This is a genomic window from Streptomyces megasporus (genome assembly GCF_000718985.1).
In the GTDB taxonomy this organism is placed as follows: domain Bacteria; phylum Actinomycetota; class Actinomycetes; order Streptomycetales; family Streptomycetaceae; genus Streptomyces; species Streptomyces megasporus.
The window spans coordinates 123,210-145,153 of the sequence record NZ_JODL01000009.1; the positions used below are offsets into that span (position 1 = coordinate 123,210).

18 protein-coding genes are annotated in these 21,944 nt (G+C 70.6%); 12 read left to right on the forward strand and 6 right to left on the reverse strand.

Annotated elements, in window-relative coordinates; all coding sequences use genetic code 11:
- Positions 1-208: 208 nt before the first annotated feature.
- Together IF47_RS0110730 and eccE are read right to left on the reverse strand one after the other, a co-directional pair.
- On the reverse strand, positions 209-943 hold the full coding sequence (locus IF47_RS0110730) for a hypothetical protein (RefSeq protein ID WP_051717405.1): 735 nt from the start codon (positions 941-943) through the stop codon (positions 209-211).
- Positions 943-2,265, reverse strand: a complete 1,323-nt coding sequence (gene eccE, locus IF47_RS0110735) for a type VII secretion protein EccE (RefSeq protein ID WP_031508370.1) — start codon at positions 2,263-2,265, stop codon at positions 943-945. The genes IF47_RS0110730 and eccE overlap by 1 nt, the downstream gene beginning before the upstream one ends.
- Before the next feature lie 190 nt (positions 2,266-2,455).
- Between eccE and eccB the strand changes: the two genes are divergently transcribed.
- The 7 genes from eccB (at position 2,456) to IF47_RS0110770 (ending at position 9,697) form a co-directional block, all read left to right on the forward strand.
- Positions 2,456-3,964 (forward strand): type VII secretion protein EccB, encoded by a 1,509-nt coding sequence (gene eccB, locus IF47_RS0110740; RefSeq protein WP_031508372.1) that lies wholly within the window; start codon positions 2,456-2,458, stop codon positions 3,962-3,964.
- Positions 3,965-3,983: 19 nt separating this feature from the next.
- Positions 3,984-5,306 carry a type VII secretion-associated serine protease mycosin gene (gene mycP / locus IF47_RS0110745; RefSeq protein ID WP_031508373.1) on the forward strand — a complete coding sequence of 441 codons (1,323 nt, stop codon included), beginning with the start codon at positions 3,984-3,986 and terminating at the stop codon, positions 5,304-5,306.
- A gap of 285 nt (positions 5,307-5,591) precedes the next feature.
- Positions 5,592-6,005 (forward strand): hypothetical protein, encoded by a 414-nt coding sequence (locus IF47_RS0110750; protein ID WP_037732373.1) that lies wholly within the window; start codon positions 5,592-5,594, stop codon positions 6,003-6,005.
- A gap of 19 nt (positions 6,006-6,024) precedes the next feature.
- On the forward strand, positions 6,025-7,677 hold the full coding sequence (locus tag IF47_RS27685; RefSeq protein WP_037732362.1) for a hypothetical protein: 1,653 nt from the start codon (positions 6,025-6,027) through the stop codon (positions 7,675-7,677).
- A 142-nt stretch (positions 7,678-7,819) separates the two neighbouring features.
- Positions 7,820-8,944, forward strand: a complete 1,125-nt coding sequence (locus IF47_RS0110760) for a S8 family serine peptidase (RefSeq protein ID WP_245641074.1) — start codon at positions 7,820-7,822, stop codon at positions 8,942-8,944.
- 72 nt (positions 8,945-9,016) lie between these two features.
- Entirely contained in the window at positions 9,017-9,379 is a 363-nt protein-coding gene (locus tag IF47_RS0110765; protein WP_051717414.1) for a WXG100 family type VII secretion target, read from the forward strand.
- Between the two features lie 30 nt (positions 9,380-9,409).
- Positions 9,410-9,697: a WXG100 family type VII secretion target gene (locus IF47_RS0110770; protein WP_031508378.1), complete on the forward strand. Its 288-nt coding sequence runs from the start codon at positions 9,410-9,412 to the stop codon at positions 9,695-9,697.
- A 102-nt stretch (positions 9,698-9,799) separates the two neighbouring features.
- On the opposite strand, the gene IF47_RS0110775 is transcribed toward IF47_RS0110770, so the two are convergent.
- On the reverse strand, positions 9,800-10,033 hold the full coding sequence (locus tag IF47_RS0110775; protein ID WP_031508379.1) for a DUF397 domain-containing protein: 234 nt from the start codon (positions 10,031-10,033) through the stop codon (positions 9,800-9,802).
- 502 nt (positions 10,034-10,535) lie between these two features.
- On the opposite strand from IF47_RS0110775, the gene IF47_RS0110780 reads away from it, so the two are divergent.
- Positions 10,536-10,832 carry a hypothetical protein gene (locus IF47_RS0110780; protein WP_031508380.1) on the forward strand — a complete coding sequence of 99 codons (297 nt, stop codon included), beginning with the start codon at positions 10,536-10,538 and terminating at the stop codon, positions 10,830-10,832.
- Positions 10,833-11,135: 303 nt separating this feature from the next.
- On the opposite strand, the gene IF47_RS0110785 is transcribed toward IF47_RS0110780, so the two are convergent.
- The 3 genes from IF47_RS0110785 to IF47_RS0110795 form a co-directional block, all read right to left on the reverse strand.
- The gene (locus tag IF47_RS0110785) at positions 11,136-11,384 is read right to left on the reverse strand and encodes a hypothetical protein (protein WP_031508382.1); all 249 of its coding nucleotides are present in this window, start codon (positions 11,382-11,384) and stop codon (positions 11,136-11,138) included.
- Entirely contained in the window at positions 11,381-11,728 is a 348-nt protein-coding gene (locus tag IF47_RS0110790) for a hypothetical protein (protein ID WP_031508383.1), read from the reverse strand. Before IF47_RS0110790 ends, IF47_RS0110785 begins: the two co-directional genes overlap by 4 nt.
- A gap of 78 nt (positions 11,729-11,806) precedes the next feature.
- Positions 11,807-15,775, reverse strand: coding sequence for a type VII secretion protein EccC (locus tag IF47_RS0110795; protein WP_031508384.1), 3,969 nt, complete (start codon positions 15,773-15,775; stop codon positions 11,807-11,809).
- A gap of 259 nt (positions 15,776-16,034) precedes the next feature.
- Between IF47_RS0110795 and eccD the strand changes: the two genes are divergently transcribed.
- From eccD to IF47_RS0110815, 4 genes are all read left to right on the forward strand, one after another.
- On the forward strand, positions 16,035-17,510 hold the full coding sequence (gene eccD, locus IF47_RS0110800; RefSeq protein WP_031508386.1) for a type VII secretion integral membrane protein EccD: 1,476 nt from the start codon (positions 16,035-16,037) through the stop codon (positions 17,508-17,510).
- Between the two features lie 203 nt (positions 17,511-17,713).
- On the forward strand, positions 17,714-18,001 hold the full coding sequence (gene rpsO / locus IF47_RS0110805) for a 30S ribosomal protein S15 (protein WP_031508387.1): 288 nt from the start codon (positions 17,714-17,716) through the stop codon (positions 17,999-18,001).
- Between the two features lie 267 nt (positions 18,002-18,268).
- Positions 18,269-20,503, forward strand: coding sequence for a polyribonucleotide nucleotidyltransferase (locus tag IF47_RS0110810; RefSeq protein WP_031508389.1), 2,235 nt, complete (start codon positions 18,269-18,271; stop codon positions 20,501-20,503).
- Entirely contained in the window at positions 20,500-21,915 is a 1,416-nt protein-coding gene (locus tag IF47_RS0110815; protein ID WP_078591719.1) for a M16 family metallopeptidase, read from the forward strand. The genes IF47_RS0110810 and IF47_RS0110815 overlap by 4 nt, the downstream gene beginning before the upstream one ends.
- Positions 21,916-21,944: the final 29 nt, after the last annotated feature.

The window sequence follows — 21,944 nt, forward strand, 5'->3', positions numbered from 1 at the left end:
GTCGAGCACCCCGGTCGGGCCGCGTGGACCGTCCGGCGTCGGCGACCGGCTCCCTCCGCCGCCACGGCCTCCGGCCGGTTCCCTCGGACTGTCCTGCCGCGCGCACGCCCACCCTAATCGCCAAGGGCGCGGATGAGGGATGCCGGTCCCGTCCCACTCGGACAACGGACCGGTGACGGCGACCGGTTGGGGCGGAACGCGACGTCGATCAGTCCAGCCGTCGGGCCGCGCCCAGCAGTCCCAGCTCCGCGTCGGTGGGCCGGGTCAGCACGAACTGCCGGTCCTGTCCCGCGCACCACAGCGTCACGCCGTCGGCGAGGGTGGACAGCGCCTCCGTCTCCTGCGGGCTGAGGGAAAGGATCCGGCCGACCTGCCGCGCCTCCTCCGGGGAGACCTGCTGGACGCCGGCGAGCGAGGCCCCCCGGAGCAGCCGGGGGGCCGCCGGACTCAGATAGGGCAGCAGGGTCAGCACCGACTGCCAGGGACCGGAGGAGACCCGGCCGCGCGGCGGCTTCATGCCACAGTCCCGGATCACCACCACGGGCGAGACGGCCGTGGCGCCCAACGGCGGCACCCGGCCGACGTCGTGGAGCGTCATGCACTGCTGGTCGCCGCCCGCGGCCCGGGCCAGGTTCGTCCACACCTGCGGACGGCCGGTCTCGACGGCCACCCGCGCCCCGGTGCCCGCCGCACGCAGCGCCAACACCTGGGCCGTCCACAGACCGCCGACCAACACGACGTCGTACGGCACCGGATGGTGGAGCCCGAGCACGGCCGGGCGCTCCTGGACGTCCACGCCGGCGACCACGCCGTCGTCCCCGACGGGCAGGGCGAGCGCGTCCAGGTGCTCGACGGAGAGCACGTGACGGGGCGTCCGGGGCCCGCGCAGCCCGAACCCCGGCCGGAGGCGCGGGGCGGTGCGTGCGGAGGTGGAACCGGGCATCAGCGCGTCCCTCCAAGCGGCAGCGTGGCCAGCACTCCGGGCACCTGCTCGCGATCCAGCCGGACGAGTCCGACCCGGCCCTCGCGCGACAGGTGCTCCAACGTGTGTCGGGCGGCGACCAGTTCGCCGTCGCTGCGCGCGGTGATCCGCACGTGGCCGCGCAGCGCCACGGAACGGTTCTCGCCCGGGCTCAGGGTCAGACTGAACGTCGTGGCCAACGCGCGCAGGTCCGTCAGCCGGGCCACCAAGGACGGCAGCGCGGCGGCACCCGGCCCGAACTCGGGCCAGCGGGACACCCCGTACGTGGTGTGCCAGCGGTCGTCGCACCGCCAGGCGCGCGCCTTCTCCTCGGTGCGCCGCGCGGGCGAGGAATCGGGACGCCCGGCCCGCGCGGTGGCCATGGGGCTGGCGCCGGCCGAGGTCGCGAGCGCCGTGACCAACTCCTGCTCGGACAGCAGCGTCGCCCGGAATCCCGTCCCGGCCAGCCGGCTCGCCAGGTGGTCCGCCGCCCGCACCAGACACCGCTGCGCGCCCTCGACACCACCGCCGCGCGCCCGGACCGCCTCCCGGCACAACTCGGGGTCCAACTTGAGCGCGACCCAGTTCAGCCGTACGGCCGGAGCTCCGGACGCGGCCTGCAGGGGGCCGTAACTCGTGGCGGCCATCGACTGCGCGGGCAGGTGCGGGGCGGGCGCGGGCTGGGTGTACTGCACCGCCTGCACCGACTCCAGCCGGATGCCGTCCACCTCCAGGGCGTCGCACAGCAGACGCAACGGCAGCGGACGCTCCGCGGGGCCGGTGCGCAGGGCGGCGGGCCTCGGCTCGACGCGCAGCACGGCGGTCAGGAAGGTGCCGTCCCCGACCATGCCGATGCCGCGTCGCTCCCGGTCGGTGTACGACACGCTGCGCAGGGCCGGCTCGCACTCGACGGCCGGGGCGAGACCGGGATCGATGTCCGGGGGCAGCACCTCGGAGGCCGCCCGCCGTCTGCGGCGGCGCAGCGCCATGACCGTGCCCAGCCACTCGGGAAGCGGCCGGCCGCGCCGGCGCACCACCGAGACCAGCACCAGGAGGACGGCGACCACGGCCGCCGGGATCACCAGGACCCGGTCGACGGCGGCGGCTCCCACCACACCCGCGGCGGCCACCTCGAATACGACGAACTGCCGCAGCCGGAACGGCCCCAGGCCTCGGTGGCGGGCCTCCGCGCGCGGCGCGGCCGTACGCGCCGACCGTGACCGGGAGGGCGCGGGACGTACGCCGTCCGGCGCCGGATTGTCGGGCGCGGACGTGGTGGTCCGGGCCCGCGTGGCGGTCCCCATCCCCTGAAAATCCCCTTGTGTCCGTAATCGCCCCGGCTCTCAAGGGCGTTGGTCGGGCGATCACCCTACCGGAGCAGCGGAGGACGAGCGCCAACGGGCATAGTAGGGGCCGGTCCGACAATCGGCATCAGTGGCGGTGCTCCAGGTTCCCGGGGACGCCGGGCCGACCAATGGGGAGAAGCATCCAGACATGGCATCACGGCGGGACGAGCTCAACGCCTACACCTTCGCGAAGAAGCGGTTGGTATCGGCATTCCTGCAACCCTCGCCGACCGGGACGGAGGAGGGGGCCCCGCGTCCGCTGCGGGCCGTGCTGCCCGGAATGGTCGTCGGAGTCGTGATCCTGGCGGGCTTCGGAGCCTGGGGCATGTTCAAGCCGAAAGCGCCCAACGGCTGGGACAACCCCGCCGAGAAGGTCATCATCGGCAGCAAGTCCACCACCCGCTACGTCGTCCTGGAGACCAAGGGCAAGAAGCAACTCCACCCGGTGCTCAACCTGGCCTCCGCCAAACTCCTCCTGGACCCGCAGAAGTTCGGAATCGTCGAGGTCGACGAGAAGGTCCTCGACAGCGGGAAGATCCCCCACGGCGCCACCATCGGCATCCCCTACGCCCCGGACCGGCTGCCCGAGAAGGAGGAGGCGGGGAAGGAGAAGCGCTGGGCGGTGTGCACCCGGCCCGGCGACGGCGGCGTGCAGAAGGCCGTCTTCGTCCTCGCCGACCGGGAGAAGGACAAGGTCGAGGGGAAGAACCGACTGCGCGGCGGCGAGGTGATGTACGTCAGGGCCGACGGCAAGCTCTACATCGTCGACAAGAAGGGCACCGCCTACCGGATCGCCGCCAACGAGGCGTTGCTGCACACCGTCGTGGGCATCACCGAGCCGCAGGACGTCACCAAGGACTGGCTGCAGACCCTGGATGCGGGCAGCCCGATCGACTTCCCCGAGGCGTTCGACGGCATCGGGGACCCGGCCGGGGCTCCCGGCAACCTGGACGCCGAGACCAACCGGATCGGCATGGTGCTGCGCGCCCCCGCCGGCGCCGGATACCAGCACTACGTGGTGATGGAGGGAGCGGTCCGGCCGATCACCGACTTCATGGCCGCCCTGCTGCTGAACAGCCCGGACGCCACCGTGCTCGGCCAGCAGGGGAAGGCGCGGGACGTCAGCGCGGGAGCCATCCGGTCCGACGGCACCTTCTACGGGAGCAGCCTGAAGTGGCCCGAGGAGAAGGCCAGGACGGTCAACCTGTCCGACGGCGACCGGGACACCCTGTGCAACGTGCTGCGCGACGTGGACGAGAAGCGGGGCACCACCACGCTCAGCACCTGGGCCGGTGAGAACTACCCCGCCACCCTCGCCGGCAGTGCCACCAACGCGTACGTCACCCCCGGCTCGGGGCTGCTCTTCCGCCAGGTCCAGGGCCGGGACACCGCCACCGGAGGCGTCTTCCTGGTGACCGACACCGGACTGCGCTACGCGGTGCAGGCGAACACCGACAGCGGCCAGGACGAGTCCGAGATCGGGACGGACGGCAAGAAGAAGGACCCGCGGGAGGCCGTCCAGGAGGGCAACCAGGCGCAGATCATGCTCGGCTACGGCGAGGTCCGGCCCGTGCCGGTGCCCCTCACCTGGTCGAGCTTCCTCCCGACCGGACCGCGGTTGAGCACGAGCGCGGCGCGGCAGCCGCAGGGCTCCTGACCCAGGGGAGGCGCACGCGATGAAAGCCAGCACCACCGGGACCACCGGGCGGCGGCGCGCCGGGGGCACGCTCCGGGACAGGTGCCGCAGATGGACGGCGCTCCCCGCGGCCGTGGCCCTCACCGCCGTCGGGCTGCCCGTGGCCTGGGCACCGCCGGCCGCGGCCGACGCGGGGCAGTGCACCTTCCCCGCCGAGCCCTTCGAGGGACGTCCGTGGTCACTCAAAAGGGTGCTCCTGGAGGAGTTGTGGGAGCACACCAAGGGCAAGGGCGTGAAGGTCGCGGTCATCGACACCGGCGTGGACGACGACCACCCACAGCTCAAGGACGCGGTCGAGGCCGAGCTCGGCAAGAGCTACCTGCCGCCGCCCAAGAAGGACGAGTACGGCAACACGCCCAAGCCCCTCGCGGCGGACGGCACCGAGGACACCGTCGGCCACGGCACCAAGGTGGCGGGCATCATCGCGGCGCGTCCGGCCGAGAACACCGGCTTCGTCGGCCTGGCGCCCGAGGCCACCATCATCCCGATCCAGCAGAACGACGCGGAAGGCAACGGCAAGGCGGAGACCCTGGCCAAGGCCATCGACCACGCCGTGAGCGTGGGAGCCCACGTCATCAACATCTCGCAGGACACCGCCGGCGCCGCCGAGCCCGGACCTGCCCTCAAGGAGTCGGTGGACAAGGCGCTGGCCGCCGGGGTGGTCGTCGTCGCCTCGGCGGGCAACGACGGCCTGGGCGGCAACGTCAAGAAGACCTACCCGGCCTCCTATGAGGGCGTCATCGCCGTCGCCTCCTCCGACCGCAACAACGAACGGGCCCCCTTCTCCCAGTCCGGCGACTTCGTGGACATCGCCGCCCCCGGCGTCGACATGATCTCCACGGTTCCCAAGGGCGGTCACTGCGCGGACAACGGCACCAGCTTCTCGGCGCCGTACGTCGCGGGCATCGCGGCGCTGCTCGTGGCCAAGCACCCGGACTGGAAGCCCCACAACGTCGCCGCCCAGCTCATGCAGACCGCCGAGCGCTCCGTCCCCGGACGCGACCGCCACGTCGGCTGGGGCGTCATCGACCCCGTCCGCGCCCTCACCGAGGACGACAAGCGGATCGAGGAACCGGTGGCGCGCGAGGGAGTGGACGGGGGCGATCCGCCCACCCCGGCGAAGCTGCACCTCGGCGAGACCACCCAGGAGCGCAACGAACGCCTCGGCACGTACGTGGTGATCGGGGGCGCCGTCGTGGTGTCGGTGATCGCCGGCGGTTCCCTCGTCCACCGGGACTGGCGGCGCCGTCGCGCCACGGAACAGGGCTCCGCACCCGCCGCGAGGACACGCTCGATCGAGTGATCCCCGGATGTTCACGGAATCCTCACATCGGCCGAGGAGTGCCGGTGGAACGCCTCGTTCGGGCCGCGGAACGCGTGCCACCGCCGGTTCGGCGGCAGGATGGTGCACTCCTGTTGCAGGGGACGGGTTGACACGGAGATCTCGCCGTGACTCCGGGCGCACCGCCCGGCCCTCGTGTCAACTCTCCGGCTCCGATTCGCCGTTGGAACTGTCAGAGGCGGTGGCTACAGTGAGGAGAGCACAGGACCGGATGTGTGCGCGGTCAACGGGTGGAGGGGGAACCTGATGGGGGTGCCGGCCGAAGGACTCAAGGGCGAACTCGAGGCTCTCAAGGACTTCAAGAAGCGGGTCGACGACATCCTCACCCGACTGGAGAAGTCCAAGGCCGCCCCGTCCAACATCAAGCGTCAAGAGGTCAACCGGGCCTCCTTCGGAGGACAGTTCGCCGAGGCCGACGGCCTCTACCTGCAGTACAACCGGGTGCACGCCCAACTGACCGCCCTCTCGAAGGTGTTCGGCGCCCAGATCGAGGCCATGAACATCGCCGTCCACGGCGCGGACGTCGGTTTCGGCAATCTGGAGGACGACCTGAAGCGGCGCTTCTGGAACCTCCAGGGCCAGGCGTACGAGTTCCAGCAGGAACAGCGGCAGACCGAGAAACCGAAGCAGCCGGCCAAGGACACCGAGGTCACCTACTGACGGGGGGAGGTGGAACGCCATGAGCGACGACCAGCAGGAACTGCCGGAGGATCCGATTGTCGATCCTCAACTGATCTTCACGGACCTGAGGCGGAAGGGGATGTTCCTCCCGTTCGGCCTCGGGGAGTCCCTGCGCACCGGCGTCATGGGCTCCACGAACTTCGAGGACAAGGACCTCGAGGAGATGCTCGCGCTGGTCGAGAACGCCAACCCCGACGACCTGGTGACCTCCGGCGACGACATCTGGGACGCCGCCAGGGAGATCAAGGAGATCGGCGACGAACTCGGCAAGCGCATCGACAAGGTCGACTGGGAAGGCGAGTTCGGCGACAGCTTCCGCGAGTGGGGGCGTGAACTCAGCAAGAACACCCTCGTCCTGGCCGACTTCGCCAAGCAGGCGGGGTACCAACTGAAAGCGGCCGGCGTCGGCCTCCGCAACGTCAAGGAGGCCATGCCCGACGTCGACGCCGCCACCGCCGCCGCTCCGCGGCTGGACGCCATCCCGGCCGACGAGCGGGTCGAGACCAACGAGAAGTACAAGCTGGCGAAGCAGAAGGAGGAGCACCGCCAGGAGGCCATCAACCAGATGAACCGCCTGGCCTCCTACTACAAGGTCTCGCACGAGAACATGCAGGGCCTGGAGGAACCGAGATTCGGGCCGATGCCGAACATCGGCATGCCGCCGGCACCGATCAAGGACACCGAACCTCCGTCCTATCCCTCGAAGAGGCCCTCCGACACGGCCGAAAGGCACGTGACGGTGGAGCCGCTGCCGCAGAGTGTGGACCGAGAGGGGAGAGTGGACGGTTCGCAGCCCGAGGTCGTCCGGAACGCTCCAATCGTCCCCGACGGCAGGATCGGGCCCGAGCGGGACGTGCGGACCGACCTCAACAGCGTCGCTCCTCCTCTGGCACCGTCCGCCGACTCCGCGCCGCGCGCCCAGCTCCCCACGCAGAGCGGTCCCGGCCCCACCGCCCCCGCCCCGGTGGCGGGCCCTGTGCCGACCTACAACGGGATGGGGAAAAACCGGGTGGGCGCGCCTCCCAGGGCCACGGCGCCGGGGCCGATGGCGCGCGAGGGCGGTGTGGGACGTCCCGGCGGCGCATCCGCCGTTCCTCCGGCGAACGGGGCGAACAACGGGATGGCCCGTCCCGTCACGGGCGGCCCCGGAGCCGGTCCCGTCGGCAAGGCTCCCTCCGCGACGGCGCCCCCCGTCGGTCAGGGCAACGGCATCATCGGCGGCACCCCGCAGCAGAGCGCGACCACCAACAGCCCGCGCATTCCGCGGGGGACGGTGATCGGGGCGGAGCACGGCGCGATGGCCCGTCCGCCCGTGGGCGCCACGGGTGCGGGTGCGGGCGCGATCGGCACCGGAACCGGCACAGGCGGCGCCTCCTCCGGTCGGAGGTTGGCGTCGACGCCCGGTGGCGTGGTCGGTGCGCCCGGGAGCACTCCCGCGGTGGGAGCGGCGTCCCGCCCGTTCACACCCGGCGGCACCGGGTTGACGAAGGGCGCCGCCGGCGGCAACCAGGCCGGCATGGTGCCCCGCCCGGGAACCGCGAACCCCCGGGAGCAGTCCCGGGAGGAGTCCCGTCGGCCGGACTACCTGACCGAGGACGAAGAGACATGGGCGACGGGGCGGAACGGCATCGCTCCTCCCGTCGTCGACTGACCCCCACGAGAGAGCGGCGATGACGGCAGGACACAACCACGGCCCGAGCGGAATGCCGCCGCGGCGTACGACGCGACGGCGTCTGCTCGCGGTGCTGGCGGCAGCCGGCGCATGGACCACGTGCCTGGTGGGGCCGGCACCCATGGCCCACGCGGACGATGTGCGTTCGCAGCAGTGGTACCTGGACGCCATGCAGGCCGAGGAGATGTGGAAGGTCAGCACGGGAGAGGGCATCAAGGTCGCGGTGGTCGACACCGGTGTCGATCCCACTACCGATTCCCTGCGAGGACAGGTCCTGCCGGGTGTGGACGCCACTGATGCCCCCGGAGAAGCGACCGACGACTACACGGGACACGGCACCACGGTTGCCGAGTACATCGTGGGCACGGGGGAGAACGGCGGGATCAGGGGACTGGCGCCCGGAGCGAAGGTGATCCCGATTCGTGCCACCCTCGAAGGGTTGGAAGGGGCGGAGAAGGCGGCTCCCGCGAGCAAGGCCGTTCGGGCGGCGGCGGACAGCGATGCGCAGATCATCAATCTGTCGTTCGGTGACCCGAACCCCTCGGCGGACATGCAGGAGGCGATCGAGTACGCGATCGCCAAGGGGAAGCTCGTCTTTGCCGGTACGGGGAACGACGGGGACAAGGACAACCTGGCCAACTACCCGGCGTCGTTCCCGGGGGTCGTCGGAGTCGGCGCGACCGACAAGCACGGGAAAGTCGCGGAGTTTTCACAACACGGAAACAGCACCGACCTCGCCGCTCCCGGTGTCGATGTTCCCACGTGGTGCGACGAGAGGCTGCAGTCGTACTGCACGGAAAGCAACGGGACGAGTATGGCGACCGCCATCGCCTCCGCGTCCGCGGCGCTGATCTGGGCCAAGAACCCCGACTGGACGGCCAACCAGGTCCTCCGCGTCCTGATCGACACCGCCGGGCGCAAGAGCAAGAACGACGTGGCCAGCGAGTACATCGGATACGGTGCGGTCCGGCCCCGCATCCACCTCCTCGAGGGCGAGGGCGACCCGGGCGCCCCCGACAAGAACCCGATCGAGGCCACGGAACCGACCCCGTCGTCGTCGACGTCCTCCCCCACGGGCGAGAGCGATGCGAAAAACGATGACGGGGCGGCGGAAGACCAGGTAGAAAAAGCGAGTTCCGAGTCCGAGAGCAACAGCGACTTGTGGATCTACCTGGGAGCGGGTGCCGCAGCGGCCGTCGTGGCGGCCGGCGCATTCGTTCTCGTGCGGAGGACACGCCGCACCTAGCGGGTGCCGCCCACGGCGCGCCCACGACAGCCAATTCGCGAGCACCAGTAATCCACATTCAAGGAGGGCAAGATGTCCGGAGGCGGCGGTGGCTTCCAGTCAAGCGATGCCGATCTCAAGGATCTGATCGGCGACGTTCAGGAGATGCAGGCGAAGCTGAAGAGCAAGATCGCCAACCTGAACGCGGTGGTCGACACGATCCAGGCGGCCTGGAAGGGCGACGCGGCCAGTTCCTACGACCGGCTTCAGCGTCAGACGAACGAGTACGCGCAGAAGCTGGACGGCCAGCTCCAGATGATGGAAGAAGCTCTCCAGGCGAGCAAGGACGGCTTCAGCGCCAACGAGGTCGAGCAGATGGAGAGCTTCAACACCCTCGCCAAGGCGAGCCCGATCAGCGACTTCACCGGCGTGGGCATCACCCCGACCGTCAAGTAGCGAGCAGAGAGAAGGAAGGGAGGGGCAGAGATGACCATCAAGATCACTTACGGCACCGTTGCCGCTGCCGCAGAAGACATCCGCAGCGCGGCGAAGGACCTCAAGAGCCAGCTCGAGGCACTGAACGCGCGCGTCAACAGCGTGGTTCAGACCTGGGATGGCGAGGCCAGGGACGCCTACCGCAGCAAGCACCAGGGCTGGGACACCAACGTGCAGGGCCTGAGCGACACGCTCAACGCCATCGCCAGGGCTCTCGACGGCGCGACTGCCGGGTACCAGCAGACGGACCGCAAGGCGGCGCAGCAGTTCCAGTTCTGAGAACCCCTCCCACGGGGGCCTCGTCCATCACTGCTTCAGGCGGGCGTCCGACGTTCACACGTCGGGCGCCCGCCTGCCGTTCGTCCCGCGCCGGACCGCGGGTCAGGGCTTGAGGTCGAACTCGCCGTCACGCACCCCGAGGACGAAAGCCCGCCACTCCGCGGCGGTGTACCGCAGGACGGTGTCGGGGTCCTTGGAGTTGCGCATGGCCACGGCTCCGCCCGGCAGGTGGGCGATCTCCACCTTCTCGTCCTCCGGACCGCCGGGGGCGCTCTCCCACACGGCGTCGGAGATGTCCATCGCGTACAGCTCGTCCTTCTCCTGCTGAGTCCCCATCGGCGTTCTCCCCTTCGTGGATGGTGGCGGCAGTGATCCGAAGGTCTCGGTGACTGTCCGTTCCGTTTCCGGATTTCTCAAAGTAACAGCCGGTCGCGGCCTCCGGCGGCCGATGCGTGATGCCCATCCCTCCGGCCGGCGGGGACGATCGGAGCCGACCGCACACGCGTTCCACCTGTTCCGACCCGTGCTCTCGTGTTCGGAGCAACCGGGTGCCGAACCAACGGCAGAACCGGGGCGAGGAGAGAGGGCGCGAGGGCAGTTCGATGGAGTTCGCCACCTCGGACAGCCTGTGCACGTACCAGGGCAGATCCTGTACCGAGGGGTGGTGAGACCGAGATGAGAAGCTGTGACACAGCCGGCAGAGGACAGTGGACGTCTTCGCTTGAGGAGGACAGGAGTGAACGGATTGAAGGTCCGTGTCCGCCATGTGGTGCGTCGGGGAATGCCCCAGTTCCAATCCAGCATCGAGTCCCAGTCGCCCTCGAGGAGGCTGACCAACATGAAGATCACGTTCAGGAGGATCCAGAAGGGAGAGAGCGGAAAGAACACCAGCCAGGCGGTCCACGTACCGCGATATCCGGTGACCGCCTCGCCGGACTCCGGCAACTCGATCGTCCATGCTCGGCGCACTCCGAGCGGTGACCGTCCTCTGACCAGGCGGCCCAGCGTGTTCCCCTGGGAGTCCGTCACCGAGTACGTCGCGGTACCGCGCGAGGTGGTGGGGTCGGCGCGGACGACGCACCACGTGCGCATGGGGTCGTCCACCGACCGCACCGTGAAAACCAACGGCCTGTGACGGGTGACGTCGAGGCGAGCCCGGGAATCCTGTTTCCTGCCGGCCCTGAAGGGATCGACCTTGCGCGAAGGGGTCCCCTGGAGGAGATCCGTCTGGACGGTCTTGGAAGGTTCGCCGTACGTGATCCACGCTCTGGTGGCCGGGGTCTTCCCTCTCCGATGCTCGCGAACGGCCTTCCACGCACCTCCCGGGAGCGGGGGAGTGGCTCGGGAGACTTCGATGTCGCTGGGTACGAAGAGTTCAGCGGTGAGCACGCGCCTGCCCTCCCTCTTCCTGTGGGGACGATGTGCCGTACATGTGCGGTCAGAGCCGTCCGGCCGCGGGCGTTTCGGTTCCCGTGAACATGTTGTAGGTCCCGATGGCGATGCCCGGCGCCACGGAACGTACGAAGAGACCGCTCTCCAACCTCGTGGACTGGAAGCCGGCGTTGTGCATGCCTCGGATCTCGTTCACCCGGTCAATGGAGGCGACGGTCCGGCCGTTCACCTTGTACAGCTTCATCGGGACCTTGACGCCCTTGATCGCCACGGTCGGGAAGTCCTCGGCGCTCACGGGTGTTCTCCTGCCGGTCGGGGCGAGGGCCGCGACCGGGGTGAGGGACCCGGGCGAGCCTTCTGGAAGGCCTCTCGGGTCGCCTGCTCGGTCGCCGCGTGGTTGTCCTTGGTGGACTCGAGCATCTCCCCGATCGCGTCGGTACCGTCGTCGATCTTGTCGATGGCGTCGTCCCGGCTGTCGTGGATCTCCTCGCAGGCGTTGTCCAGCGCCTTGCTGCCCGTGCTCTTCGGGCCGATGGTCCGCAGGGCGTTGAGCGCCTTGCGCATCCCGGTACGGCTGGTGTTCGGCTGCTTCGGCAGACGGTCGAGTTCCTGTTGCTCGACGTTGAGGCGTCCGCCCATGCTCACCCGTGGGTGGTGATCGGTTCCGGAGCGTCCGGCGGGGCGGGCACGACCGGCCGTGCCCGCCCCGCCGGGGCGTCAGCGCGCGGGCAGCCAGCCCACCTGGACCAGCGGGTTGCCCCGCCTGCGGGAGACGAAGTAGCCGCGCCCCGGAGGCATCGGACGGGCCCGGACGTTGCCGAGGATCTCGCCCTCGCCGGGGTCGCCGGAGAGGACCACGCCCTGGGCGCCGAGCTCCTTGATGCGCTGCATGAAGGGCTCGTAGGAGGCGCGGGAGGCGCCGGCGGAGTTGCGGGCGATGATGAAGCAGACGCCGATGTCCCGGGCGAAGGGCAGGTGCTCGGTGAGCGCGGCGAGCGGGTTGCCGCTGGAGGTGGAGACCAGCTCGTAGTCGTCGATGACGATGAACATCTTCGGGCCGGCCCACCAGCTCCGGTCGCGCAACTGCTGCGGCGTGACGTCCTCCGGCGGGGTGCGCTTCTCCATCAGGTCCTTCATCGCCGCCATGTGCGTGTCCATGGCGTTGGACATGGCGGCGTAGACGATCAGGTGCGACTCCGGGATGTTGCTCAGCAGGGAGCGTCGGTAGTCGGCGACGACGATGCGCGCCTCGTCGGGCGTGTAGCGCTCGCAGATCTGCTTGGCCAGCAGACGCAGCAGCGCGGTCTTGCCGGACTCGCTCTCACCGAAGACCAGGAAGAAGGGATCGGTCTCGAAGTCGACGAAGACGGGCTGCAGGGTGTTCTCGTCGATGCCGAAGGCGACGCCGTGCCGTGGGTGGTCGTTGCCCTTCGGCAACCGGTCGGCGGACAGCTCGCGGGGGAGCAGCCGGACCGGCGGGGCCGTCGGACCCCGCCAGGCCTGGGCCACCACCTGGTTCAGCGCGGCGGTGGCGTCGGACAGCTCCTCGTCGGAGGAGACGCCGTCGATGCGGGGGACCGCGGCCATGAAGTGGAGCTTCTCCGGAGTCTGACCGCGGCCGGGGACGCCCGTCGGGACGTTCGCGGCGACCTTGCGGTCGAACTCCGAGTCCATGGGGTCGCCCAACCGCAGTTCGAGCCGGTTCATCAACTGGTCCTTGAGCGCCGGGCGCACCTCCATGGTGCGGGAGGCGCTGAGGACGACGTGGACGCCGTAACCGAGGCCGCGCGACGCGATGTCGATGACGACCTCCTCCAGCATGTCGTACTCCTGGCGGAAGCCGCCCCAGCCGTCGATGACCAGGAAGACGTCGCCCCACGGTTGGTCGGTGATCTCCCCGCGCGCCCGGCGGCGCCGGTAGGTGGCGATGGAGTCGATGCCGTTGGTCCGGAAGTACTCCTCGCGCTGGACGAGGATCCCGGCGACCTCCGCCACGGTCCGCCGGACCCGCTCCGGGTCGAGGCGGGAGGCGACGCCGCCCACGTGCGGCAGGTCCTTCAGGGCGGACAGGCCGCCACCGCCGAAGTCCAGCCCGTAGAACTGGACCTCCTGCGGGGTGTGGGTGAGGGCGAAGGACGTTACCAGGGTGCGCAGCAGGGTCGACTTGCCGGACTGCGGGCCACCGAGGACCAGCATGTGGCCCGCGGCGCCGGAGAAGTCGCGCAGCAGCGTCTCGCGCCGCTGCTCGTACGGCTTGTCCACCAGCCCCAGGGGCACCATCAGCCGGCCGGCGTGCGGGTAGTCGGGCTGGGTCAGTCCGCGGCCCTCGACGACCGTCAGGCCGGGCAGCAGTTCGTCCAGCGGCGGTGCCTGGTCCAGCGGCGGCAGCCAGACCTGGTGGGCCGCGGGGCCCTGGTTCTCCAGGCGGCGCACGATGACGTCCAGGACGGTGTCCGCCAGTGCGTCGTCGTCGGCCGGCGCGGCGGGCGTCGGGGCCGCCGGGACGGGCTCGGTCCGCCGGACCGGAATCGGCACCGGCGCGGCCGTGAAGAGCACGGGGCGGCGGTCGGCGGGGAGCGGACCGGTGGGGGCGTCCTCGCCGGGGGAGTTCGCGCGGTAGGTGCCCGACACGTAGGCGGCCTTGAAACGGACCATCTCGTCGGTGCCGAACTTCAGGTAGCCGGAACCGGGCACCGACGGCAGGTGGTACGCGTCCGGCACGCCCAGCGCGGCACGGGACTCGGCGGCCGAGAAGGTGCGCAGGCCGATCCGGTACGACAGATACGTCTCCAGACCCCGCAGCCGGCCCTCCTCCAGGCGCTGCGAGGCCAGCAGCAGGTGCACGCCCAGCGAACGGCCGATGCGGCCGATCTGGATGAACATGTCGATGAAGTCGGGCTTGGCCGTCAGCAGCTCGCTGAACTCGTCGATGACCAGGACCAGCGAGGGGAGCGGCACCAGGGGGGCGCCCGCCGCGCGCGCACGCTCGTAGTCGTGGATGTTGGCGTAGTTGCCCGCGTCGCGCAGCAACTCCTGGCGGCGGTTGAGCTCGCCGCGGATCGAGTCGCCCATGCGGTCGACGAGGGAGAGGTCGTCGGCCAGGTTGGTGATGACGGCCGCCACGTGCGGCATCTGCGCCATCCCGGCGAAGGTCGCGCCACCCTTGAAGTCCGCCAGGACGAAGTTCAGCGTCTCCGAGGAGTGGGTGACCGCCAGTCCCAGGACCAGGGTGCGCAGCAGTTCCGACTTTCCGGAACCGGTCGCGCCGACGCACAGGCCGTGCGGGCCCATGCCGTCCTGCGCCGCCTCCTTCAGGTCCAGCATGACCGGCTGGCCGTCCTCGCCCACGCCGATGGGGACGCGCAGCCGCTCGGCCGTCGACCGCGGCCGCCAGGTGCGCCGCACGTCGACGGAGGCGGCGTCGCCCAGGTTCAGCAGGTCGGTGAACTCCAGGTTCGCCAGCAGCGGTTCGTCGTCCCCGCCGCCCGTGCCCATGCGCAGCGGGGCGAGCTGCCGGGCCAACGCCTCGGCCGCCTCGAGGGAGAGGGAGTCGGGCCGGCCCTCGTACACCGCGCCGTGCCCCGACTCCAGCCGCAGCCGGTCGGGTCGCACGACGACCGACAGGCCGCCGCGCGGGCTGTCCATCTCGCCGGGCACGACCTCGACGACCGTGACGCCCTGCAGGCCCTCGGGGGACGCCAGCACCGAGGTCGGCGGCACCATCGCGCCGCCGTCCAGCACGATCACCACGTGCGGCTGGTCCAGCACGGGCTGCCCGCCGGAGTTGAAACGCGGCCGGCCCTCCAGCCGGGAACCCAGCAGGTCCTCCAACTCCATCACGCCGGACGTGATCAGCCGCCGACTGCCCGCGCCGTCCGCGACGCCGGGAGCCTGCACGTGCGGGAGCCACTTGGCCCACTCCCAGCGCTGTGACGCGTCGTGCCCGGTGACGACCGCGACCACCAGGTCGTCGGGGGAGTGGAGGGAGGCCAGCGAGGCCACCATCGAACGGACGCCGCCGTGCACCGAGTCGGGGTCGCCGCTCACCGCGATGTGGTAGAAGGCGCGCAGCGACACGGCCATCGGCAGGCCGTCGACGGTGCTGTGCGTCTGCAGGAACTGGTGCATCGCCCCGGCCGTCAGCGGCTCCAACTCGTCCACCGGCGCCGTCTCCGGGGCCACCAGCGGCGTCGCGAGCCGCTGCGTGCCCAGCCCGACGCGCACGTGCACGAAGTCGTCGTCACCGGCCCGCCGTTCCCACACCCGACTGCCCTCGGCGACCAGCGCCCACAACTGGTCCGGCGAGGGGTGGAGGTAGAACTGGGCGTCACGCTGCAGACGCGCCGTCTTGCGGACCTTGCGCCGGGTCTGCGCCAGGTACTTCAGGTAGTCCCGGCGCAACTGCGCCATCTCGCCCTGCGTGCCCCTGCGGACGCGCACGATGGTGGCGATGAGCATCGCGACCGTGGACGCGATCATGATCACGCCCATGATGCGCATGAACGGCGCGGGCGACAGGAAGAAGAACACCACCGACCCACCCATGCCGAGCATCGGCAGCAACTGGAAGAGCACGCTCTCCTGTTGCCCGCGCGGCAGTTCGGGAGGAGGCTCGAGCCGCAGATCCTCGCTGGGCACGCTGGGCGGCAGGACCCGTGGCGGACGCTTGACGACGATCTGACTCACGGCGCATCAATCCCTCGGGCAGACGGGACAGTTCCTGCCGACGCCCCCATGGCGACGGACGCCGTCCGCGCGGGGCGATCCTACTGGGAGTACGGGACGATCGAGGGCGGTAGGGTGGCGCGCGACATGTGCGCGGCAGCGGACGGGCGACCGGCGGTCCGGAACCCCGGAGGAACTCGTGGGGGATCGCGGAGATTCTCGTGAACGGCCCGTGCGCAGCCGTGGAGTCCAGTGAGCAGCCCACGAGGGGGATCTCAAGGTGAGTACGACTGCATCGGCAGCCGCCACCGGCTTCTGCCGGGTCACCATCGTCGCGCCCGACAGTCGCATCGACGTCGCCCTCCCCGAGGACATCCCGGTCGCGGACCTCTACCCCGAGATCCTCCGGCTCAGCGGCCAGACGCCCGCCGAGGGCGCCCCCGTCGGCTACCACCTGGTGCGTCGCGACGGAAGCGTGCTCGACAGCGCCCGGTCCTTCGCCGCGCAGCGCGTCCTGGACGGGGAGGTGCTCAGCCTGCGCCCGTTCGCCGAGTCGCTGCCGCCCGCCGTCTTCGACGACGTCTCCGACGCGGTCGCCTCCGCGGTGAGCCGGGACCGCACGCTGTGGAGCGAGGACCTGATGCGGGCCGCCGGGCTGGTCGGCGGCGTGGTGCTGCTGGCCCTCATGGCCTTCGTGCTGTGGTTCGCCGACCCCGTCCGCCACGACATGCACAGCCTGCCGGGCATCCTCGCCGCCGTGACCGGGGTACTGCTGATCGCCTTCGCGGCCGTGCGGGCACGGGTGTACGACGACCGGCCCTCCGCGATCGCCCTCGGACTGGCCTCCCTGCCGCACGTGATGATCGCCGGGTCCGGACTGCTGCCCCTGGAGGAGAGCGGCGGCATCGGCAGGCTGCAGTTCCTCCTGGGGTGCGTGGCCGTCCTCGTCGCCTCCGTCGCCCTGATCGCGGCCACCCCCAGCGGTGACGGGCCGTTCGTCGCCGCCGCGTTCGCCGCGACCGTCGGCACCCTGGTCACCTTCGTGGCGATCCTGACCGACATCCGTCCGGTGGAGACCGCGGCCCTGTGCGTCCCGGTGGCGGTCGGGGCCATCGCGTTCCTGCCCGGCCTGTCCGCCCGCTTCGCCCGTCTCCCCATCGGCTACAACGCGCCGCAGTCCGGGACGATGAGGTACGACGAGGACCCGGACGCCGCTCCCGACACCGACGGTCCCGTCGACGCCGACCGCATCGCCGCGCAGGCCCGCCGCGGCCACGAGATGCTCCTCGGACTCGTCGGCGGCTGCGCTGCCGTCGTCGTCGGCGCGGCGGCCGTCCTGGGCTTCTCCGACTCCGGATGGGGCCAGCTCCTCGCCCTGGCCGCCGGACTGGGCATGCTGATGCGCGCCCGGCTCTTCCGCTACACCGTCCAGGTCGCCTGCGCCCTCTCCGCGGGCCTGGTCGCCCTCGCCCTGCTCGCCCTCGGCCTGGCCCTCAACCCGCCCGCCGACCTGATGCAGAAGCTGCTGATGGGAGACGACGGCGCCCTCGACCTGCGGACGATCTGGCTGTCCGCCGCCCTCGCCGCCGCGGCGGCCCTGATCACGGCCATCGGGCTGATCGTGCCGCGGCGCGGCGTCACCCCCTTCTGGGGTCGTTTCCTCGACATCGCCGAGGGCGCCGTGCTGCTGTCGCTGATCCCGCTCTGCCTGGCCGTGCTGGACCTCTACTCCGCGGCCCGGAGCATGACCGGTTGAGCCGTGCCGGACGGCCGGTTGACCGGCGGTGAGCGACCCGTCGCGCGACTGGTAGTCTGGTCGACGGCCGTTTGCGTACGCGTCTTCCGGAGCACCTGGAGGCAGCGCCCAGCGGACCCCGCCTCCCGAGTCGTGAAAGATCCCCTGCACAGCGGGCCAGGGGCACTCGGTGGCCTCGACGAGAAGAACCCAAGGAGTATCGCGTGTCGCTCGACGCCGCTACGAAGAAGCAGATCATGGCCGAGTTCGCCACCAAGGAAGGCGACACCGGCTCCCCCGAGGTCCAGGTCGCGCTGCTGACCCGCCGCATCTCGAACCTCACCGAGCACCTGAAGACCCACAAGCACGACCACCACTCCCGCCGTGGTCTGCTGCTCCTGGTCGGCCAGCGCCGCCGCCTGCTGCAGTACCTGGCGAAGAAGGACATCCAGCGCTTCCGCGCCCTGGTCGAGCGCCTGGGCATCCGCCGCGGTGCGGCGGGCGCCCGGTAGCACCCCGTGGAGGGAGCGGTTCCCACAGCAGGGAACCGCTCCCTTTGCCGTACTCACCCCAAGCCACAGTGGGCAGAAGCTTTGTAGTCTGGTCCCACAACGACATACACGAACGAGGAGGAGCGCTTCACGCCGCCGGTCCTCGGTAGTGGCCCCCGGGCGACCACGTCCCGGGAGCTTCGATCGAAGACCGGCCCGTACGGGAAGACGCTCCGCCAACACCGTCCCCGCCACCCGGGCGAGGACGCGGACGAGGAGAATTCCCTGGTGGAGAACGAGACCCACTACGCCGAGGCCGTCATCGACAACGGCTCCTTCGGCACCCGCACCATTCGCTTCGAGACGGGACGTCTTGCCCGTCAGGCCGCCGGCTCCGCCGTGGCCTACCTGGACGACGACACCATGGTGCTGTCGGCCACCACCGCGTCGAAGCACCCGAAGGACCAACTGGACTTCTTCCCCCTGACGGTCGACGTCGAGGAGCGGATGTACGCCGCGGGGAAGGTGCCCGGTTCCTTCTTCCGTCGTGAGGGCCGTCCCAGCGAGGACGCGATCCTCACCTGCCGCCTGATCGACCGGCCGCTGCGCCCGTCCTTCCAGAAGGGCCTGCGCAACGAGATCCAGATCGTCGAGACGATCATGGCGCTCAACCCCGAGCACCTGTACGACGTCGTCGCGATCAACGCCGCCTCCTGCTCCACGCAGTTGGCGGGCCTGCCCTTCTCCGGCCCCATCGGCGGCACCCGCGTCGCCCTGATCCGCGGCCAGTGGGTGGCCTTCCCCACCCACTCCGAGCTGGAGGAGGCCGTCTTCGACATGGTCGTCGCCGGCCGTGTCCTCCCCGACGGCGACGTGGCGATCATGATGGTCGAGGCCGAGGCCACCGAGAAGACCGTCGAGCTGGTCAAGGGCGGCGCCCAGGCGCCGACCGAGGAGGTCGTCGCCGCCGGTCTGGAGGCCGCCAAGCCCTTCATCAAGATCCTGTGCAAGGCCCAGTCCGACCTCGCCGCCAAGGCCGCCAAGCCCACCGCCGAGTTCCCGATCTTCCTGGACTACCAGGGCGACGTGTACGAGGCGCTGACCGAGGCCGTCCGCGACGAACTGGCCCAGGCGCTCACCATCGCCGGCAAGCAGGAGCGCGAGGCCGAGCTGGACCGCGTCAAGGCGCTGGCCGCCGAGAAGCTGCTGCCGCAGTTCGAGGGCCGCGAGAAGGAGATCTCGGCGGCGTACCGCTCGCTGACCAAGTCCCTGGTCCGTGAGCGCGTCATCAAGGAGAAGAAGCGCATCGACGGCCGCGGGCTGACGGAGATCCGCACGCTCGCCGCCGAGGTCGAGGCGATCCCGAGGGTGCACGGCTCCGCCCTCTTCGAGCGCGGCGAGACCCAGATCCTGGGCGTCACCACCCTCAACATGCTCCGCATGGAGCAGCAGCTCGACACCCTCTCCCCGGTGACGCGCAAGCGCTACATGCACCACTACAACTTCCCGCCATACTCCACCGGTGAGACCGGTCGTGTCGGCTCCCCCAAGCGCCGCGAGATCGGTCACGGCGCCCTGGCCGAGCGGGCGATCACCCCGGTGCTGCCCTCTCGCGAGGAGTTCCCGTACGCCATCCGCCAGGTCTCCGAGGCGCTGGGCTCCAACGGCTCGACCTCCATGGGGTCGGTCTGCGCCTCCACCATGTCGCTGCTGAACGCCGGCGTGCCGCTCAAGGCACCGGTCGCCGGCATCGCCATGGGCCTGATCTCCCAGGAGATCGAGGGCGAGACCCACTACGTCACCCTCACCGACATCCTCGGCGCGGAGGACGCCTTCGGCGACATGGACTTCAAGGTCGCCGGCACCCGTGACTTCGTCACCGCCCTCCAGCTCGACACCAAGCTGGACGGCATCCCGGCCTCCGTGCTGGCCGCGGCCCTCAAGCAGGCCCGCGACGCCCGCCTGCACATCCTCGACGTGATGATGGAGGCCATCGACAAGCCGGACGAGATGTCCCCGAACGCACCGCGGATCATCACCGTGAAGATCCCGGTGGACAAGATCGGCGAGGTCATCGGCCCCAAGGGCAAGATGATCAACCAGATCCAGGAGGACACCGGCGCCGACATCACCATCGAGGACGACGGCACCATCTACATCGGTGCCGCCGACGGACCGGCCGCCGAGGCAGCCCGCACGGCCATCAACGCCATCGCCAACCCGACGATGCCGGAGGTCGGCGAGCGCTACCTGGGCACGGTCGTGAAGACCACCACCTTCGGTGCCTTCGTCTCCCTGCTTCCGGGCAAGGACGGCCTGCTGCACATCTCGCAGATCCGCAAGCTCGCCGGTGGCAAGCGCGTGGAGAACGTCGAGGACGTGCTGGGGGTCGGCCAGAAGGTCCAGGTCGAGATCGCCGAGATCGACCAGCGCGGCAAGCTGTCGCTGGTCCCGGTCCTGGACGAGGAAGAGGACAAGGACGGCGCCGAGAAGGCCGACGCGAAGGACGCAGCGACCAAGTGACGCGCACGCCCCGTACGACGGCCCGTCCCACCACCGCGGTGGGGCGGGCCTTCGCCCATCACCAGAAGTTCCCCCACTCGCACCCCCGGCGCTTCGCCGCCGTCCCCTCCGCCGGCGCGACCGGCGCGGGAACGGTCCGCAAGACGGTCCTCCCCGGCGGCCTGCGCGTCGTCACCGAGTCCGTGCCGACCGTCCGCTCCGCGACCTTCGGCATCTGGGCGCGGGTCGGCTCCCGTGACGAGACGCCCACCCTCAACGGCGCCACCCACTACCTGGAGCACCTGCTCTTCAAGGGCACCGAGCGGCGCAGCGCCCTGGACATCTCCGCGGAGATCGACGCGGTCGGCGGTGAGATGAACGCCTTCACCGCGAAGGAGTTCACCTGCTACTACGCCCGGGTCCTGGACACCGATCTGCCGCTGGCGATCGACGTCGTCTGCGACATGCTCACCGGTTCGCTGATCCGATCCGAGGACGTCGAGGCCGAGCGCGGCGTCGTCCTGGAGGAGATCGCCATGACCGAGGACGACCCCGGCGACTGCGTCCACGACCTGTTCGCCAAGACCATGCTCGGCGACACCCCGCTGGGCCGTCCGGTCCTGGGCACCAACGAGACGATCAACGCCCTGACCCGCGACCGCATCGCCCGCTTCTACCGCCGGCACTACGACCCGACCCACCTCGTCGTCGCCGCGGCGGGCAACCTCGACCACGACACGGTCGTGCGCCAGGTGCGGGAGGCCTTCGAGCGGGCGGGCGCCCTGACGGACGTCGACGCCGAACCCGTCGGCCCCCGCACCGGCTCGCGCCGCATCCGCACCGCGGGCCGCGTGGACCTGTTGGACCGCGGCACCGAGCAGGCCCACATGGTCCTGGGCATGCCCGGCCTGTCCCGCACGGACGAGCGCCGCTGGGCACTCGGGGTGCTCAGCGCGGCCCTGGGCGGCGGCATGAGCTCGCGCCTGTTCCAGGAGGTCCGGGAGAAGCGCGGACTGGCCTACAGCGTCTACTCCTACACCTCCGGCTTCGCCGACTGCGGCCTGTTCGGCGTCTACGTGGGCTGCCGTCCGAACCTGGTCCACGACGTGCTGAAGATCTGCCGCGACGAACTTGACCACGTCGCCGAGCACGGCCTGGGCGACGAGGAACTGCGCCGTGCCGTGGGCCAGCTCTCCGGCTCCACCGTCCTGGGCATGGAGGACACCGGCGCGCTGATGAACCACATCGGCAAGGGCGAGCTGTGCTGGGGCGAGCAGTTGTCGATCGACGACATGCTCGCGAAGATCTCCGCCGTCACCCCGGACGACGTGCGATCGGTGGCCCGGGAGATCCTGGGACAGCGGCCCTCGCTGTCGGTCATCGGACCGCTGACCGACAAGCAGAGCGCCCGCCTGGACGACGCCGTCGCCTGACCCGACCCCCACGTACCCGTGAAGGAAAC